Origin of the sequence: Streptomyces sp. ISL-10 (assembly GCF_018614575.1) — a bacterium.
Taxonomy (GTDB): Bacteria; Actinomycetota; Actinomycetes; order Streptomycetales; family Streptomycetaceae; genus Streptomyces.
In genome coordinates this window covers 259,012-274,916 of sequence record NZ_JAGGOJ010000016.1, presented here as the reverse complement: position 1 = coordinate 274,916, position 15,905 = coordinate 259,012, and the positions used below count along the sequence as shown (strand labels likewise).

Genomic DNA, 15,905 nt, shown 5'->3' with positions numbered 1-15,905 from the left:
CATCCGAAGAGCGGAACAGCCGGGAGGAATAGTCCCGACCGTTCACAGCGTCCTCGCTGTGTATTGCCTGTCGACCACATGGGCCGGCAGGACTTTCAAAGGAACCTCATCTCCCGAGGGAGACGGGGTATCAACATATCTGGCGTTGATTTTTGGCACGCTGTTGAGTTCTCAAGGAACGGACGCTTCCTTTGTACTCACCCCGGACACTGTCCGACGCTTTCCTCCGGGCGCTTCCCTTCGGTCTTTCAAACACTATCAGGCTTTCTCGGCCTCTCTGACCACCACCCTGCGGACAAGCAGTGGTTTAGACCAGTTAGGATCTCGGCTTGATAGGCGCTGCCGACCTCCGACTCGATGTCGCGTTGGGGTCAGGCAGGGGTACGAGAGTACAGGTCTGCCGCAGACGAGGCAAATCGCTTGCGGCACCCCCTAGGTCCGTCAACTGGTAGCTGTTATGCGGAACTAGGACTTCATGTGACATACCCTGCTGAACAGTGTGTCGTCCGGTACAAGCAGTGACGACGCAGCACGAAATCCCCGCTCTGGGAGGCTCCATGACCACAGTGACGTCCCCTCTCGCCGGACGGGCCATCGGGCTCGCAGCCGTGCCCGATCCCGTGTTCTCCGGCGCGATGGTCGGTCCTGGGACTGCCATCGATCCCGATCGCGGGGCATCGGAAGCCGTCTCCCCCGTCGCCGGCATCATCGTCTCGCTGCATCCGCACGCGTTCGTCGTTGTCGACGATCAGGGACACGGCGTGCTGACGCACCTCGGCATCGACACCGTGCAGCTCAACGGCGAGGGGTTCGAACTCCTCGTCAAAAAGGGCGACACCGTGCAGCGCGGACAGGCCGTGGTCCGGTGGGACCCGGCGGCCGTCGAGGCGGCCGGAAAGTCTGCGATCTGCCCGGTGGTGGCGCTCGAGGCCACTCCCGACGCTCTTTCCGACGTCCGTGAGGACGGCGACGTGAAGGCCGGCGACAGCCTCTTCGGCTGGCAGTGACCGCCGCACGCCGGTAACTGGCGAGTCGGACATCCACCGCGGCGGCACGGGCCGCCGCTCAATCGGAGACGGTGACATGGAGACAACGCTGCGAGGCGTCGGCGTGAGCCACGGAGTGGCGATCGGCGAGGTGCGGCACATGGGCACGGCGGTTCTCGAACCGCCGGCCAAGCAGATACCGGCAGAGGACGCGGAGCGCGAGCAGATGCGGGCGAGGAAGGCCGTCGAGGCCGTCGCCGCCGATCTGATCGCGCGGGGCAATCTCGCCGGCGGCGAGGCGCAGGCCGTGCTCGAGGCGCAGGCGATGATGGCGCAGGACCCCGAACTGATGGCGGACGTGGACCGTCGTATCGCCGTCGGCAGCACGGCCGAGCGTGCCGTGTACGACGCGTTCGCCGCCTACCGGGCCCTGCTGGCGGGTGCAGGTGAGTACCTCGCGGGCCGGGTCGCGGACCTGGACGACGTGCGGAACAGGATCGTGGCCCGGCTGCTCGGGGTGCCGATGCCGGGTGTGCCGGACAGCGACGAGCCGTACGTACTGATCGCGCGCGACCTGGCGCCGGCCGACACCGCTCTGCTCGACCCCGCGCTGGTGCTCGGTTTCGTGACCGAGGAGGGCGGGCCGACGAGTCACAGCGCGATCCTGGCGCGGGCGCTCGGTGTCCCTGCTGTCGTGGCTCTGCCGGGCGCGGGGGAGCTGGCCGAGGGCACGCTGATCGCGGTGGACGGCAGCACGGGCGAGATCTTCGTCGAGCCGAGCGAGGAGAAGCGGGCCGAGATGGAGCGGGCCGCTGCCGAGCGCAAGGCCGCGCTCGCGGCGTCGAGCGGTCCGGGTGCCACGTCGGACGGGCACAAGGTGCCGCTGCTGGCGAACGTGGGCGGTCCCGCGGACGTGCCGGCGGCGGTGGAGGCCGGGGCCGAGGGCGTCGGGCTGTTCCGTACCGAGTTCCTGTTCCTCGACGACAGCAAGCAGGCGCCGTCGGAGGAGAAGCAGATCCAGGCCTACCGCCAGGTACTGGAGGCGTTTCCCGAGGGCCGGGTCGTGGTGCGTGTGCTCGATGCGGGCGCCGACAAGCCGCTCGACTTCCTGACGCCGGCCGACGAGCCGAACCCTGCGCTGGGTGTGCGCGGGCTGCGCTCGCTGCTGGACCACCCCGACGTGCTGCGGACGCAGCTGTCCGCGCTGTCGAAGGCGGCGCAGGGGCTGCCCGTGTATCTCGAGGTCATGGCGCCGATGGTGGCGGACCGTACGGACGCGAAGGCGTTCGCGGACGCGTGCCGGGAAGCGGGACTGCAGGCGAAGTTCGGGGCGATGGTGGAGATTCCGTCCGCCGCGCTGCGGGCGCGTTCGATCCTGCAGGAGGTGGAGTTCCTTTCGCTGGGGACCAACGACCTCGCTCAGTACACTTTCGCCGCCGACCGGCAGGTGGGTGCGGTGTCGCGGCTGCAGGATCCGTGGCAGCCGGCGCTGCTGGACCTGGTGGCGCTGTCCGCCGACGCCGCGAAGGCCGAGGGCAAGAGCTGTGGTGTGTGCGGTGAGGCTGCCTCCGATCCGCTGCTGGCCTGTGTGCTCACCGGTCTGGGTGTCACGTCGCTGTCGATGGGTGCCGCGTCGATCCCGTATGTGCGGGCGATGCTGGCGAAGTACACGCTCGGGCAGTGCGAGCGGGCCGCGGCGGCGGCGCGTGCCACGGACACCGCCGAGGAGGCGCGGCTGGCCGCCCAGGCGGTGCTGTCCGGCGAGTAGTCCGTCGGGAGAGATGTGTGGAGGGGGCCTTTCACCGTGTGGCGGAGGGCCCCCTTCGGTGTCAGTGGTGGGTGTCCGGGTCGTCGGAGGCGAGGGGGAAGCCGGCGCAGTACTCGACGCCGGGCTCGGGTGACAGCGGTTCGCCGGTGGCGGCGTCGGTGCAGTAGGCGCTGAAGACCTCGCCCGCAGTGAGCGGGATCAGCCTGCCGTTCTCCAGGCGCCAGCCGTGGAGGTGGTCGGGGGCGCCCGGGACGCTGGTGCGCAGCACGACTCCGCCGGTGGTCTCCAGGGCGATCCCCGCGGCGAGGACGCTGACGAACTCGGCGCCTTCCTCCGCGTCGAGCTCGGCGGATGCGGTGGCGGAACCATCGGCGTGCAGCACGGCGAAGAGCTGTTCGTCGGGGCCGGGGACGCTGCAGACGAGATGGTGGGTGCCGGGTCCGGCGACGTCGAGGAGTCTCATGAGGATCCGCGAGGCCCGGTCGAAGGCGGACCGTCCGATGTCCTCGCCGCAGTCGGCGCACATACCGAGGTCGGCGAGGAGCAGGGTCGCGTACTGCCAGGTGGCCTGGCGGACGGCTTTGTCGATGAGCCGGGGCAGCAGCTCGGCGAGCGGCTGTCCGGTGTAGGGGACGGTCGGACCGCGGCCGGCGAGCTCGGCGGTGAAGCGGCTGCGGGCTTGTGCCGTGTCGGCGTCGAGCCCCGCGTCGGTGCAGAACTCCGCGTATTCGTCGGGGTCGAACAGGGCGATCGTCGTGTGCAGTTGCCGGGTGGAGAGCGTCTTCAGCAGCTGCTCGGACTGGCGTAGATAGGTGGCGTGGTCGTCGAAGGTGAAGCTGCGGTAGCGGCGCATCGCGGTGAAGTCGCGGACGTCGGCGAGGATGCCGACGGTGCTGGGGACCTCGCGGCGCAGGATGCGCCGCATCGATGCGTGGGTGCCGGGCCGCCGGGACCTGCTGGTGTGCGCCATGCTGATTTCCCCCTGAGCGCTGTGGTCACTGCTCACTCACGGTAGGTGAGGGCACTGACATCGGCGGCCGGTCGCCCCGGACGCCGCTGATGGGCGCCCGGGGCCGGGGGCTACATGCGGGTGCGGGCCAGCTCCTCGTAGAAGCGCAGGAGTTCGAGGTTGTCCACGGATCCGGGGTTGACCGCCTTTTCGAGCGCCGCGCCCTGGAGCAGGCGCTTGACCGGGACCTCGATGCGCTTGCCGGTGAGGGTGTGCGGTACGCCGGGCACCTCGATGATGTCGTCGGGGACGTGGCGCGGGGAGAGCTGTTCGCGGATGGTGCGGGTGATGCGGGTCTTCAGGTCGTCGTCGAGTACGGCGCCCTCGGCGAGGTGGACGAACAGGGGCATCCAGTAGCCGCCGTCGGGTTCCTCCAGTCCGATGACGAGGGATTCCCGGATCTCCGGGAGCCGTTCGACCGCTTCGTAGATGTCTGCGGATCCCATCCGTACGCCCTGGCGGTTGAGGGTGGAGTCGGAGCGGCCGTGGATGACGACGGAGCCGGTTTCGGTGATGGTGATCCAGTCCCCGTGCCGCCAGACGCCCGGGTACGTCTCGAAGTAGCTCTCGCGGTAGCGGCTGCCGTCGGGGTCGTTCCAGAAGCGGATGGGCATGGAGGGCATGGGGTTGGTGACGACCAGTTCACCCACCTCGCCGATGAGCGGCTTGCCCTGGGGGTCCCAGGACTGGAGGTCGGTGCCGAGGCAGGCGGCCTGGAGTTCGCCGATGTGGACGGGGAGGGTGGGAACAGCTCCGGCGAAGCAGCTGCAGACGTCGGTGCCGCCGCTGACGGAGGCGATCCAGAGGTTGTCGGCCACCTCGTCGTGCAGCCAGCGGAAGCCGTCCGGCGGCAGGGGCGAGCCGGTGGTGGCAACGCAGGCGACCTTGGAGAGGTCGTAGTCGCGGGCGGGGTGGACGTCGGCCTTGGCGCAGGCCATGACGTAGGCGGCCGAGGTGCCGAAGAGGGTGGCGCCGGTGCGTTCGGCGACGCTCCACTGGGCGCCGGTGGCCGGGTAGCCCGGGCTGCCGTCGTACAGGACGACGGTGGTGCCGGTGAGGAGGCCGGAGACGAGGAAGTTCCACATCATCCAGCCGGTGGAGGTGTACCAGAAGAAGCGGTCGCCGGGGCCGAGGTCGCAGTGGAGGCCGAGCTGCTTGAAGTGCTCGAGGAGGATGCCGCCCTGGGACTGGACGATGGCCTTGGGCAGTCCGGTGGTGCCGGAGGAGTACAGGACCCACAGGGGGTGGTCGAAGGGGACCTGTTCGAAGACGGGGTCGGCGTCGCCGGAGGTGAGGGCGGACCATTCGAGGGCGCCTTCGGGGGCCTCGGTGCCGAGCAACGGGATGTGGACGACGGCGCGGAGTGTGGGCAGTTCCCGGCGGAGTTCGGCGACGGTCTCGGTGCGGTCGTGTTCCTTGCCGCCGTAGCGGTAGCCGTCGACGGTGAACAGGACGACCGGCTCGACCTGCTGGAAGCGGTCGAGGACGCTGCGGGCGCCGAAGTCGGGGGCGCAGGAGGTCCAGACGGCGCCGACAGCCGCCGTGGCCAGCAGGGCGGTGACGGCCTGCGGGATGTTGGGGAGATAACCGCTGACGCGGTCGCCGGGGCGTACGCCGAGGGCGCGCAGTTCGACGGCGAGTGCTCCGACCTGGCGACGGAGCTCGGCCCAGCTGATGGGCGTGGGCTCGTGTGTCTCGTCCACATGGAGCAGGGCGGGCTCGTGTGCACGTGCCGGATCTTCGGCAGTGCGCAGGGCGTGTTCGGCGTAGTTGAGTGTGGCGCCGGGGAACCACTGGGCGCCGGGCATGGACCGGTCGCCGAGTACGCGGTCGTAGGGGGCGGTGAAGCGGATGTCGAACCAGTCGGCGACTGCCTGCCAGAACGTCTCGAGCTCTGCCACGGACCAGCGGTGCAGCGCCGGGTAGCCGCCCTCGGCCGGTGCTCCGTAGCGCTCGGCGGCCCAGGACTGGAAGTGGGTGACGCGGGCGGCCGCGATGCGGTCCGCGTCCGGCTGCCAGAGCGGGGCGGGGTTCGCTGCTGAGGTCATGGGTCGGCTCCCGGGCTGTCTCTACGCGGTTCGGTGCGCGGTGTCTGCGCGGCCCGCGGTCGGGCGGGGTGTGCGCGGACGCGGGCTGACAGGGACGATGCCATGTGATCGTCTTTCGCACCAGGGCTCCCCGCCCATGTCCGGCTTGGTGAATATGTGGTCTGACCATGGGTGAACGGCAGTTGAACAGAACCCCGGATGTGTCGGCCGAATGGCAGGGTGAGCCGCATGGACGGTCGTGACCTGGTGCGCGCGGTGCGGAATGTCGGCTCGGTTCAGGGGCTGCGGGCGGCGCGCTCGGCGTGGCGCCGTAGTCGTGCGGACGCACGGGGGCTGTCCGACCGGGGCACGGAGCGGGCCAGGGTGCCGGGGCCCGTGGTGGAGGCGGAGCCGCTGCCGGGCGGTGGGATCGTCCGGTTCGCCCGTTCCGAGCTGCGCGTCGTGGTCGCGACGGGCGGCGCGGTGTTCCGCGGCTGGGACGGTGCGCAGCCGCTGCCGTCGTACGGGCTGGCCGGTCCGCCTCCGGAGCCGGACCCGCGGGCCGGTCTGGAGCCGGACAAGGACGGCGGCTGGCGGGTGGTGTCGGAGCGGGTGACCGTCGAGGTGTCGCGGCACGGTGCGGTGGAGATCCGTACCCCGGGGGGTGTGGTGCTGCGCCGTGATCTGCCGCCGCGCTGGTGGGAGCCCGTCGCGGGCGGCGGCCCGGCGCGCTGGTCGCAGCGCTGCGAGGTGGGAGCCGACGCGCGGATGTTCGGCCTGGGCGGCCGTGTGCCGGGGCCTCGGCTGCGTGGGGGTGTGTACCGGCTGTGGAACGGAGGTACGGGTCGGGGCGCGGGGCCGGAGGGGGATGCCGCACACATCACGATGCCGGTGCAGATGGTGGTGGCCGACGCGGGGACGCATCTGGCGTTTCACGACACCTCGTGGGACGGCCGGGTGACCGTTCGGGAGGGCGAAGAGGGTGCGGGCTCGGGGCACGACCGGCCCGGGACCATCGAGCTGCGGATGGACGGCGGGCCGCTGCGCAGCTGGGTCCTGGTGGGCACTCCCGCACGTGTTCTGAGCGGTTTCGCGCAGCTCACGGGTGCGCCCGCGCTGCCCCCTTCGTGGGCGCTCGGCCTTCAGCACGCGGGGGGCGGATCGGACGACGAGCAGGCGGTGCGGGAACTGGTGGCCGCGTACCGGGAGCGTGGGCTGCCGTTGTCGGCGGTGCATCTTGGCGGGAACCCGGTGCCGTCGGCCGGAGGACGGGGACGTGCGGCGGGTCCGGCCGTACCGGGGCGCCGGAGGTCCCGCGAGACGCTCCCCGAAGATGCGGCGGGACCGTTCGGCGTGGACGAGGCGCGGTTCCCCGATCTGCCCGCGCTGGCGAAGGACCTGCGGGAGGAAGGGGTGCGGCTGGTCCGTGTGGTCGGTTCGACCGTAGCGGCACGGCCGGGTGAGCAGGTGTACGAGACCGGGGTGCGCGCGGGGGCGTTCGTGCGGGACGCGCGGGGCAGGGAGGTGCGGGGCGTGGCGGCTTCCGGCGACCGTGTGCATCCGGACTTCACCGATCCGCGCACCCGGGTGTGGTGGGGCGAGCGGTACGAGGAGCTGCTGGAGCAGGGTTTCTCGGGCATGTGGCACGAGGGCGAGGCTCCGTGGGCGACATCGCTGTTCGGCGCCATGGCGCTGCCTCGTTCGGCACGGCATGTGCTGGAGGGCCGTGGCGGCGATCACCAGGAGGCGCATAACGTGAACGGTCTGGCGATGGCGCGCGCCGCGTACGAGGGGCTGTGCCGGCTGCGTCCCGAAGAGCGGCCGTTCCTCGTCTCCGGCTCGGGCTGGACCGGCGTGCAGCGGTACGGCGGTGTGTGGCCGGGGCAGGAGCCGGAGGGCTGGCCGGCGTTGCGTGCCACGCTGGCGCGGGTGCTGGGGCTCGGGGTGTGCGGGGTGCCGTTCTCGGGCGCGGAGGCGGGTGGGTCCGGGGCCCCTCTGTCGGCGGAGCTGTATCTGCGCCGGCTGCAACTGGGCGCGTATCTGCCGCTGCTGCGGACCGGGGCGCCGATCGGGCGGCAGGGGGCGGAGCCGTGGGAGTTCGGGCCCGAGGTGTTGGCGCATGCGCGGGCGGCGCTGCGGGAACGTGATCGGCTGCGGCCGTATCTGATCGGGCTCGCGCATCTCGCCCGGCTGACCGGTGCGCCCTGTGCCCGGCCGCTGTGGTGGGGCAGCCCGGGTGACCGGGTGCTGCGGGACTGCGAGGACGCGTTCCTGCTGGGCGATTCGCTGCTGGTGGCGCCCGTGCTGGAGCCGGGAGCCGACCGGCGGGCGGTCCGGCTTCCCCGTGGCCGCTGGTACGACACCGCGACGGGCCGCGCGTACGAGGGTCCCGCCCAGGTGCTGGTGGAGGCGCCGCTGGCCAGGATCCCGGTGCTGGCGCGGGCGGGGACGGTGCTCGCGGTGCGGGCCGATGACGGCCGGGTGGAGATCGAGGCGTGGGCGCCCGCGCCGGGGCGCAAGGGCGGCGGTCTGGTGGTTCGGGACACCGGCGACGGCTGGGCGCTGTCGGAGATCGAGCGGTACGCGACGCGGCTGGTGGACGGTCGTGTGGTGGTGGAGCGGGTCACGGACGAAGGGCGGGTGCCGGTGGAGGGGCCGGTGCGCGTGCGCGGGCTGGACTGACGGCGGTGCTGGTCAGCGGGAGGCGTATGTGCCCGCGAACCAGTTGCGTGCCGCGATGGTGTGGAGCTCGAACGCCAGCTCGGCGGGGGCGCGCAGCAGGTGCCAGCCCTCGGTCTCGTCGGTGCGCCGGGACGGCGGCAGCGCGCCGGCGTCCCGCGTCGGCAGCAGTCCGAAGAGCAGCAGGTGCCCGGCCGGTGAGCTGAGGACATCGGCGAGGCGCACGTCCTGCGGCCCTGCCTCGATGCCGGTCTCCTCGGCGACTTCGCGTACCACCGCGTCCCGCCAGTCCTCGCCGTGGTCGATGAAGCCGCCGGGCAGCGCGGTGCCGCCGCGGGCGGGTTCGATGGTGCGGGTGACGACCACGAGTCCGGTGCCCCGGTCGTCGTACGCGGGCAGCAGCGCGACGGCGACGGGCAGGGGGTTGCGGTAGGCGGTCTCCCCGCAGGCAGGGCAGGTGCGGGGCCAGCCGGCGGGAGCACCGTACGGCGTTCCGCAATGGCCGCAGTGGGAGTCCTTGGACACGGGCGGACTGTATCCGATCATTCTTTCCCGTCAGGGCGGGAAGTGATAAACGGTGTGCGCATGACACGACTTGGTTTTGCTTTCCGTGCTCTGACCGCGGCGGCCGCCGGGCTGCTCGCCGTCACCTCGGCCGCCCCCGCCGCGCAGGCGACGCCCGAACCGAAGGCGCCGCGTGAGTTCGTGGCCCTGCGCACGGTCGCGCCGACGATCATCCAGGAGATGCGCTACACGACGGACCACAATTTCGTCGGTGAGCCCATCGACGGATACCGCCGGCCGCTGTGCATCCTCACCGGGCCGGCCGCCGAGGCGCTGGGCCGGGCCCAGTCGCGGCTGCTGCGGCAGGGCTATTCGCTGAAGGTGTACGACTGCTACCGGCCGCAGCGGGCGGTCGACCACTTCGTGCGCTGGGCGAAGGATCTCGACGACGAGGCGATGAAGGAGGAGTTCTATCCGCAGGTCGACAAGTCGCGGCTGTTCGCGGACGGTTACATCGCGGAGAAGTCCGGACACAGCCGTGGCAGCACGGTGGACCTGACGATCGTGAAACTGCCGGCCGCGCCGACGCGGTCGTATGTGCCGGGTGAGCCGCTGACGGCGTGCTACGCGCCCCAGTCGGAGCGTTTCCCGGACAACTCCGTCGACATGGGGACCGGTTACGACTGCTTCGACACGCTGTCGCACACCGACGATCCGCGGATCACCGAGGCCCAGCGAGCCAACCGCCGGCTGCTGAAGGACACGCTCGCCGCGCAGGGGTTCGTGAATCTGCCGGAGGAGTGGTGGCACTTCACGTACAAGCCGGAGCCGTTCCCTGACACGTACTTCGATTTCCCCGTTGCGCGGCGCTCGGTCGCGGGGCACCGGGCGGGCTGACGCGGGAGCGCCTGGCCGTTACCGTGCGGTCATGGCGCAGCAGACGTTTGATTCGTACGAGGAGTTCTGGCCGTACTACGTGGCGATGCACTCGCGGGCCGCTACTCGGTGGGTGCACCTGGCAGGCACCCTGACGGGGCTCGCTATCAGCGCGTACGGCATGGCGCGGGGGCGGCTGCGGTATGCGGCCGCCCTCCCGCTGATCGGTTACGGGACGGCCTGGCCGGCCCACTTCCTCATCGAGAAGAACAACCCGGCCACGTTCGGGCATCCGGCCTGGTCCCTGCGTGGTGACGCGCAGATGATCCGGATGATGCTGGCGGGCCGGGACGGGGAGCTCGCGGAGATCGCCGCGAAGTGGCTCGCCGAGAACCGCTGACGGCCCGGGCCGGGCATGGCAGACTTCTGACGATCCGTCAGTTCGCGGTGCCGGGGAGGGGTTCGTGACACGCACACCCGTGGTGGCCCGATGGTTCACCGAAGAGGGCGGCGAGGAGGAATTCCGGCTGCTGGGCACACGCTGCACCGCCTGCTCGTCGGTCTCCTTCCCCCGCGAGGACGCCTTCTGCCGCAATCCTGCCTGCGGGGGCGGCGACCAGACCGAAGTGCCTCTGTCCAAACGGGGCAGGGTGTGGTCGTACACCGACTGCCGCTACCGGCCCCCGGCACCCTATGTCTTCGACCCGGACGTCCCGTGGCGGCCGTACACCCTGGTCGCCGTGGAACTGGAGGCCGAGCGGATGGTTGTGCTCGGCAGGGCGGCGCCCGGTGTCACCCCCGGCGACCTCTCCGTCGGAACGGAGGTCGAGGTCGTACCGGGTGTGCTCGACGAGGGCGACGGCACCGGTCCGGCGACCTGGCACTGGCGTCCCGTGGAGGCGTGGTGAGCACGGACGTGGCGGTGCTCGGTGCCGGGATGCACCCGTGGGGCAAGTGGGGCCGGAGCTTCGTCCGGTACGGGAGGGTCGCGGCGCTGGAGGCCCTCGCCGACGCCGGTGTGGAGTGGCGGCAGGTGCGGTCGGTGGTCGGGGCGGCCACCCTGCGCGGCGGCTATCCGGGCCATGTGGCGGGCTCGTCCTTCGCGCAGGCGCTCGGCTGGCAGGGCGCGCGGGTCACCAGTGTCTACGCGGCCTGTGCCTCGGGCGCGCAGGCGATCGCCACGGCGCGCGCGCAGATCCTCGCCGGGCAGGCGGACGTGGTGCTGGTGGTCGGCGCGGAGTCGGCGCCCAAGGGGTTCTTCGCACCCGCGGGCGGAGAGCGTCCCGACGATCCCGACTGGCTGCGCTTCCGGGTGCTGGGGGCGACGAACCCCGCGTACTTCGGCCTGTACGCCCGGCGCCGCATGGCCGTCCACGGGGACACGCCGGAGGATTTCGCGCTGGTGAAGGTGAAGAACGCCGCCGCCGGCGCACTCAATCCGTACGCCCGCTACCGCAGGGCCGTCACGCCCGAGGAGGTGGCCGCCTCCGCGGTGGTAGCGGATCCGCTGCGCCTGCTGGACATCTGCGCGACCTCCGACGGCGCCGCGGCGCTGGTGCTGTCGAGCACGGACTTCGCCCGGCGGCACGGAGCGGCCGATCCCGTCCGGATCCGCGCCGTCTCCACGGTGACCCCGGTCTATCCGCGTGATGCGCTCGACCTGCCGGACATCGCGACCGACTCGGCGGCCGCGGTGCCTCCTCCCCCGCACTCGTTCCGGGAGTCCATCGCACGGACCGCGTACGAGGAGGCGGGGATCGGCCCGGATGACCTCTCGCTGGCCGAGGTGTACGACCTGTCCACGGCGCTGGAACTGCAGTGGTACGAGGACATCGGGCTCTGCAAGGAGGGTGAGGGCGCCTCACTCCTACGGTCCGGAGGCACCTCCCTCGGCGGCCGGACACCGGTGAACGCCGGCGGAGGGCTGGCCTCGTTCGGCGAGGCCGTACCCGCCCAGGCGATCGCCCAGGTGTGCGAACTGACCTGGCAGCTGCGCGGCACGGCGGGGGCACGGCAGGTGCCGGGCGCACGCGTCGGGATCACGGCGAACCAAGGGCTTTTCGGGCACGGTTCGGCTGTTGTGGTCGTGCGCTGAGGCAGCAGTGACCACACCCTGAGGCTTCCGTCGCCGTGCGCTGGAAGCGGCGGTGCCCTGTCCTGGGAACGGCGCGGCCACGCCCCGCGCGAGCGCCGCGGCAGCCGGGGGCCGGGGACCGGTGGGCGGCGCGGCCTTGACGTTCCTGCCCGTCGTGTCCAGCGCACCCACCCTGAACTGCGCGTGCTGCCCGCGACCTTGACGCCCCAACACGGCAGGGGAAAACTGCGTCCTCATCGGCATCGCCGCACTTCGGCACGCTCACCATGCTCGTCACGGACGCCGGGCGGGCCGGGGACCTCCCCCTGCCTCCGGGTCCGCAGCCATGGCACGCCATGGAGCACGCACCCTGCACGAAGGACCGGGGCCGGGCCCCGGGCCAGGGCAAAGGAGCAGCCATGAGCAACGGAGACATATTCCTCGGTGAGGTCATCGGCACAGCGATCCTCATCCTCTTCGGCGCGGGCGTCTGCGCCGCCGTCACGCTGCACCACTCCAAGGCGAGGGCAGCCGGCTGGGTCGTCATCGCCTTCGGCTGGGGCTTCGGTGTCCTGGCGGGTGCCTACACCGCGGCTCCCCTGTCCGGCGGGCACCTCAACCCGGCAGTGACCGTGGGCGTCGCCGTCGACACCGGTGAGTGGAGCAAGGTGCCCCTCTACATCGTGTCGCAGATGGTGGGCGCGATCATCGGCGCCGTACTCGCCTATCTCGTCTACTACGCCCAGTTCCAGGCCAACGACGACATCGGCACCGCGCAGCCGACGCTCGGGATCTTCTCCACCGGCCCCGAGATCCGCAAGCCCGCCGCCAATGTCGTCACGGAGATCATCGCCACGGTGGGCCTGGTGCTGCCGATCCTCGCCTTCGGGAAGAACGACGGCATCGGTGTGGGCCAGATACCGGGCCAGGACGCCGGCATCTACGGCTCCGGCATCTCCATCCTGCTGGTCTCGCTCCTGGTCGTCGGCATCGGCCTCTCGCTCGGCGGCCCCACCGGATACGCCATCAACCCGGCCCGCGATCTCGGCCCGCGCATCGTGCACGCCCTGCTGCCGATCCCCAACAAGGGGACATCCGACTGGGGTTATTCCTGGGTGCCGGTCGCCGGGCCCCTCGTCGGCGGACTGCTGGCGGGGCTGATCTTCAACGCTGCCTTCTAGCCGCATCCCTCCGGCCTCCCGGCCGCCTCGACAAGGGACGTAAGGGGACGTCATGACCGACAGGTTCGTCGCCGCAATCGACCAGGGCACCACGTCCAGCCGCTGCATCGTCTTCAACCAGGACGGCGAGATCGTCGCCGTCGACCAGCGCGAGCACCGCCAGATCTTTCCCAGGCCCGGCTGGGTGGAGCACGACGCCACCGAGATCTGGTCCAAGGTGCAGGCGGTCGTGGCGGGCGCCCTCGCCAAGGCCGGGCTGCGCGCGGACCGGTTGAGCGCGCTCGGCATCACCAACCAGCGTGAGACAACGGTCCTGTGGGATCGGGCCACCGGCAAGCCGGTGCACAACGCCATCGTCTGGCAGGACACCCGCACCGCGGCGCTCTGCCGTGAACTCGGCGGCGCGGACGGCCAGGACCTCTTCCGCGACACCACCGGCCTGCCGCTCGCCAGCTACTTCTCCGGACCGAAGGCCGCCTGGCTGCTGGACAACGTGCCCGGGCTGCGCGCACGGGCCGAGCGCGGCGAGATCGCCTTCGGCACCATCGACTCCTGGCTGATCTGGAACCTCACGGGCGGCACCGACGGCGGCGTCCATGTCACCGACGTCACCAACGCCTCGCGCACCATGCTGATGGACCTGGAGACCCTGCGGTGGGATCCGGCCATCCTGTCCGCGATGAACCTGCCCGAGCCGATCCTTCCGGAGATCAGGTCGTCCGCCGAGGTGTACGGCACGGCCGTCGGCCAGCTCTCCGGCGTCCCGGTGGCCTCCGCGCTGGGCGACCAGCAGGCCGCCGTCTTCGGGCAGGCGTGCTACGACACGGGCACAGCCAAGAACACGTACGGCACCGGCAGTTTCCTGCTGCTCAACACCGGCAACCGGCCCGTGCCCTCCAAGAGCGGGCTGATCACCACGCTCGGCTACAAGATCGGCGACGAGGCTCCCGTCTACTGCCTGGAGGGATCGATCGCGATCACCGGTGCGCTGGTGCAGTGGTTCCGCGACCAGCTCGGGATCATCCGGTCGGCCGGCGAGATCGAGACACTGGCCGCGAGCGTCGAGGACAACGGCGGCGCGTACATCGTGCCGGCCTTCTCCGGCCTCTACGCGCCGTACTGGCGTTCCGACGCGCGCGGTGTGATCACCGGGCTCACCCGGTACGTCACCAAGGCGCATCTGGCGCGGGCCGTGCTGGAAGCGACGAGCTGGCAGACGCGCGAGGTCGTCGACGCGATGTACCAGGACTCCGGGGTGCGCATCACCACGCTGAAGGTCGACGGCGGGATGACCGCCAACAATCTGCTCATGCAGCACCAGGCGGACGTGCTGGCCGTACCAGTGATCCGGCCGAAGGTGTCCGAGACGACGTGCCTGGGCGCCGCGTACGCGGCAGGGCTCGCCACCGGCGTCTGGTCCGACCTGGACGAACTCAAGGCGCACTGGCGGCGCGACGTCGAGTGGTCACCGCGTATGGAGGCGGAGGCACGGGAGCGCGAGTACCACAACTGGCGCAAGGCGGTGGAGAAGAGCTTCGGCTGGGAAGAGGAGCCGCCGACCGCGAGCTGACACGGTGAGGCGCAGGCTCTGCGGGGCCGCTGCGCAGGACGCACGGCCCGTACCCCCGGTCGGTGGGGATACGGGCCGCGTCCGCCGGTGCCGGCTCACATGGTCACGGGCGGTACGGGCCGCGTCCGCCGGTGCCGGCTCACATGGTCACGAACTCGCGGAGGCGGTCGTGCACGGCCTCGCGGATCCGGTCGGCGCGGGCCGACGCCATTTCCACGATGGCGGCCCGTCTCAGGTCACCACGGCTTCGCGGGCCTGGTCGGCGCGGGCCAGCGCGTGTTCCACGACGGCGACCAGGATCGCCTTCACCGACTCGCGTTCGCGCGCGTCGCCCATCAGCAGCGGCACTTCGGGGTCCAGGTCCAGTGCGGCCCGTACGGTCTCGGCGGGGAAGCGGTTCGCCCCATCGAAGCAGTTGACGGCAACGGCGAACGGAATGCCCCGTCGCTCGAAGTAGTCGATGGCCGCGAAGCAGTCCCCCAGGCGGCGGGTGTCGGCGAGGACGACCGCCCCGAGCGCCCCCTGCGCCAACTCGTCCCACAGGAACCAGAAGCGGTCCTGTCCGGGCGTGCCGAAGAGGTAGAGCACCAGGTCCTCGCGGAGGGTGATACGTCCGAAGTCCATGGCGACCGTGGTCGTCGACTTGCTCTCCACACCGGAGAGGTCGTCCACGCGACGCCCCGCCACGCTCAGCGTCTCCTCGGTGCGCAGGGGTCTGATCTCGCTGACGGCGCCGACCAAGGTGGTCTTGCCGACGCCGAAGCCGCCGGCCACCAGGATCTTCAGAGTCACCGGTTCGATCGGTGCCTCTCGGCGGCTAGAGCGCCCGAAGGCCATTGATCACCTCGCGCAGGATGCTCACGTCCGGCAGTTCGGCCGGGGGTACGGGACGGGTTACATGGACGAGCTCGTCGTCGACGAGGTCACCGACGAGGACCCGGACCACACCGACGGGCAGGTCCAGTCCGGCGGCGAGCTCGGCGATCGACTGAGGTGTGCCGCCACAGCGTTCGACGATCTCGACATGCTCCGGGGACAGAGAGTGGTCGTGGAGCGGGTCGTCGGCCGACACCTCGGGCACGACCAGAGCGATCAGATCGAGCCGGTGGCGGCTGTCGTGCGTGGTGCGGCCGCGGGTCATGGCGTAGGGACGGACCACGGGACCGGCGTCCGCGTCGATCCAGTGGTGCAGGCTGCGGCTGTTGCGGAGTGAATCACTCATGGCAGCCGC

At 71.2% G+C, this 15,905-nt stretch carries 14 protein-coding genes; 9 read left to right on the top strand and 5 right to left on the bottom strand.

Going from position 1 to position 15,905, the window contains the following annotated elements:
- The first annotated feature begins 557 nt into the window (after positions 1-557).
- Positions 558-1,007, top strand: a complete 450-nt coding sequence (locus J7E88_RS20940; protein WP_215183285.1) for a PTS glucose transporter subunit IIA — start codon at positions 558-560, stop codon at positions 1,005-1,007.
- 76 nt (positions 1,008-1,083) lie between these two features.
- The gene (gene ptsP / locus J7E88_RS20935; RefSeq protein ID WP_215183283.1) at positions 1,084-2,754 is read left to right on the top strand and encodes a phosphoenolpyruvate--protein phosphotransferase; all 1,671 of its coding nucleotides are present in this window, start codon (positions 1,084-1,086) and stop codon (positions 2,752-2,754) included.
- Between the two features lie 61 nt (positions 2,755-2,815).
- Here the strand turns inward: ptsP and J7E88_RS20930 are convergent, their stop codons facing one another.
- Together J7E88_RS20930 and J7E88_RS20925 are read right to left on the bottom strand one after the other, a co-directional pair.
- Positions 2,816-3,724, bottom strand: a complete 909-nt coding sequence (locus J7E88_RS20930; RefSeq protein ID WP_215183281.1) for a hypothetical protein — start codon at positions 3,722-3,724, stop codon at positions 2,816-2,818.
- A gap of 110 nt (positions 3,725-3,834) precedes the next feature.
- Positions 3,835-5,811: an acetoacetate--CoA ligase gene (locus tag J7E88_RS20925; RefSeq protein WP_215183279.1), complete on the bottom strand. Its 1,977-nt coding sequence runs from the start codon at positions 5,809-5,811 to the stop codon at positions 3,835-3,837.
- A gap of 228 nt (positions 5,812-6,039) precedes the next feature.
- Here J7E88_RS20925 and J7E88_RS20920 point away from each other — a divergent pair, with 228 nt between their 5' ends.
- Positions 6,040-8,472 (top strand): glycoside hydrolase family 31 protein, encoded by a 2,433-nt coding sequence (locus J7E88_RS20920; RefSeq protein WP_215183277.1) that lies wholly within the window; start codon positions 6,040-6,042, stop codon positions 8,470-8,472.
- A 12-nt stretch (positions 8,473-8,484) separates the two neighbouring features.
- Here the strand turns inward: J7E88_RS20920 and J7E88_RS20915 are convergent, their stop codons facing one another.
- Positions 8,485-9,015 (bottom strand): NUDIX domain-containing protein, encoded by a 531-nt coding sequence (locus tag J7E88_RS20915; RefSeq protein ID WP_215183275.1) that lies wholly within the window; start codon positions 9,013-9,015, stop codon positions 8,485-8,487.
- A gap of 39 nt (positions 9,016-9,054) precedes the next feature.
- On the opposite strand from J7E88_RS20915, the gene J7E88_RS20910 reads away from it, so the two are divergent.
- The 6 genes from J7E88_RS20910 (at position 9,055) to glpK (ending at position 14,674) form a co-directional block, all read left to right on the top strand.
- Entirely contained in the window at positions 9,055-9,870 is an 816-nt protein-coding gene (locus J7E88_RS20910; protein WP_215183273.1) for a M15 family metallopeptidase, read from the top strand.
- A 31-nt stretch (positions 9,871-9,901) separates the two neighbouring features.
- On the top strand, positions 9,902-10,249 hold the full coding sequence (locus tag J7E88_RS20905) for a DUF962 domain-containing protein (RefSeq protein ID WP_215183271.1): 348 nt from the start codon (positions 9,902-9,904) through the stop codon (positions 10,247-10,249).
- Positions 10,250-10,328: 79 nt separating this feature from the next.
- Positions 10,329-10,757, top strand: a complete 429-nt coding sequence (locus tag J7E88_RS20900; protein WP_215183322.1) for a Zn-ribbon domain-containing OB-fold protein — start codon at positions 10,329-10,331, stop codon at positions 10,755-10,757.
- Positions 10,754-11,944: a lipid-transfer protein gene (locus J7E88_RS20895; RefSeq protein WP_215183269.1), complete on the top strand. Its 1,191-nt coding sequence runs from the start codon at positions 10,754-10,756 to the stop codon at positions 11,942-11,944. The genes J7E88_RS20900 and J7E88_RS20895 overlap by 4 nt, the downstream gene beginning before the upstream one ends.
- Positions 11,945-12,342: 398 nt before the next feature.
- Complete coding sequence (locus tag J7E88_RS20890; protein ID WP_215183267.1) at positions 12,343-13,104, top strand: MIP/aquaporin family protein; 762 nt, start codon at positions 12,343-12,345, stop codon at positions 13,102-13,104.
- Positions 13,105-13,156: 52 nt separating this feature from the next.
- Positions 13,157-14,674, top strand: coding sequence for a glycerol kinase GlpK (glpK, locus tag J7E88_RS20885; protein WP_215183265.1), 1,518 nt, complete (start codon positions 13,157-13,159; stop codon positions 14,672-14,674).
- Positions 14,675-14,905: 231 nt separating this feature from the next.
- Here glpK and J7E88_RS20880 read toward each other — a convergent pair whose 3' ends face one another.
- Together J7E88_RS20880 and J7E88_RS20875 are read right to left on the bottom strand one after the other, a co-directional pair.
- Positions 14,906-15,511, bottom strand: a complete 606-nt coding sequence (locus J7E88_RS20880; protein WP_215183263.1) for an ATP/GTP-binding protein — start codon at positions 15,509-15,511, stop codon at positions 14,906-14,908.
- Positions 15,492-15,896 (bottom strand): DUF742 domain-containing protein, encoded by a 405-nt coding sequence (locus tag J7E88_RS20875; RefSeq protein ID WP_215183261.1) that lies wholly within the window; start codon positions 15,894-15,896, stop codon positions 15,492-15,494. The genes J7E88_RS20880 and J7E88_RS20875 overlap by 20 nt, the downstream gene beginning before the upstream one ends.
- Between the last annotated feature and the right edge of the window lie 9 nt (positions 15,897-15,905).

What these genes read in the sequence shown, in the direction of transcription:
- J7E88_RS20925 (WP_215183279.1), bottom strand. Translation starts at nt 5,811, where the DNA reads ATGACCTCAGCAGCGAACCCCGCCCCGCTCTGGCAGCCGGACGCGGAC.
- J7E88_RS20940 (WP_215183285.1), top strand. Translation starts at nt 558, where the DNA reads ATGACCACAGTGACGTCCCCTCTCGCCGGACGGGCCATCGGGCTCGCA.
- ptsP (WP_215183283.1), top strand. Translation starts at nt 1,084, where the DNA reads ATGGAGACAACGCTGCGAGGCGTCGGCGTGAGCCACGGAGTGGCGATC.
- J7E88_RS20890 (WP_215183267.1), top strand. Translation starts at nt 12,343, where the DNA reads ATGAGCAACGGAGACATATTCCTCGGTGAGGTCATCGGCACAGCGATC.
- J7E88_RS20920 (WP_215183277.1), top strand. Translation starts at nt 6,040, where the DNA reads ATGGACGGTCGTGACCTGGTGCGCGCGGTGCGGAATGTCGGCTCGGTT.
- J7E88_RS20915 (WP_215183275.1), bottom strand. Translation starts at nt 9,015, where the DNA reads ATGATCGGATACAGTCCGCCCGTGTCCAAGGACTCCCACTGCGGCCAT.
- J7E88_RS20875 (WP_215183261.1), bottom strand. Translation starts at nt 15,896, where the DNA reads ATGAGTGATTCACTCCGCAACAGCCGCAGCCTGCACCACTGGATCGAC.
- J7E88_RS20905 (WP_215183271.1), top strand. Translation starts at nt 9,902, where the DNA reads ATGGCGCAGCAGACGTTTGATTCGTACGAGGAGTTCTGGCCGTACTAC.
- J7E88_RS20930 (WP_215183281.1), bottom strand. Translation starts at nt 3,724, where the DNA reads ATGGCGCACACCAGCAGGTCCCGGCGGCCCGGCACCCACGCATCGATG.
- J7E88_RS20910 (WP_215183273.1), top strand. Translation starts at nt 9,055, where the DNA reads ATGACACGACTTGGTTTTGCTTTCCGTGCTCTGACCGCGGCGGCCGCC.
- J7E88_RS20880 (WP_215183263.1), bottom strand. Translation starts at nt 15,511, where the DNA reads ATGGCCTTCGGGCGCTCTAGCCGCCGAGAGGCACCGATCGAACCGGTG.
- glpK (WP_215183265.1), top strand. Translation starts at nt 13,157, where the DNA reads ATGACCGACAGGTTCGTCGCCGCAATCGACCAGGGCACCACGTCCAGC.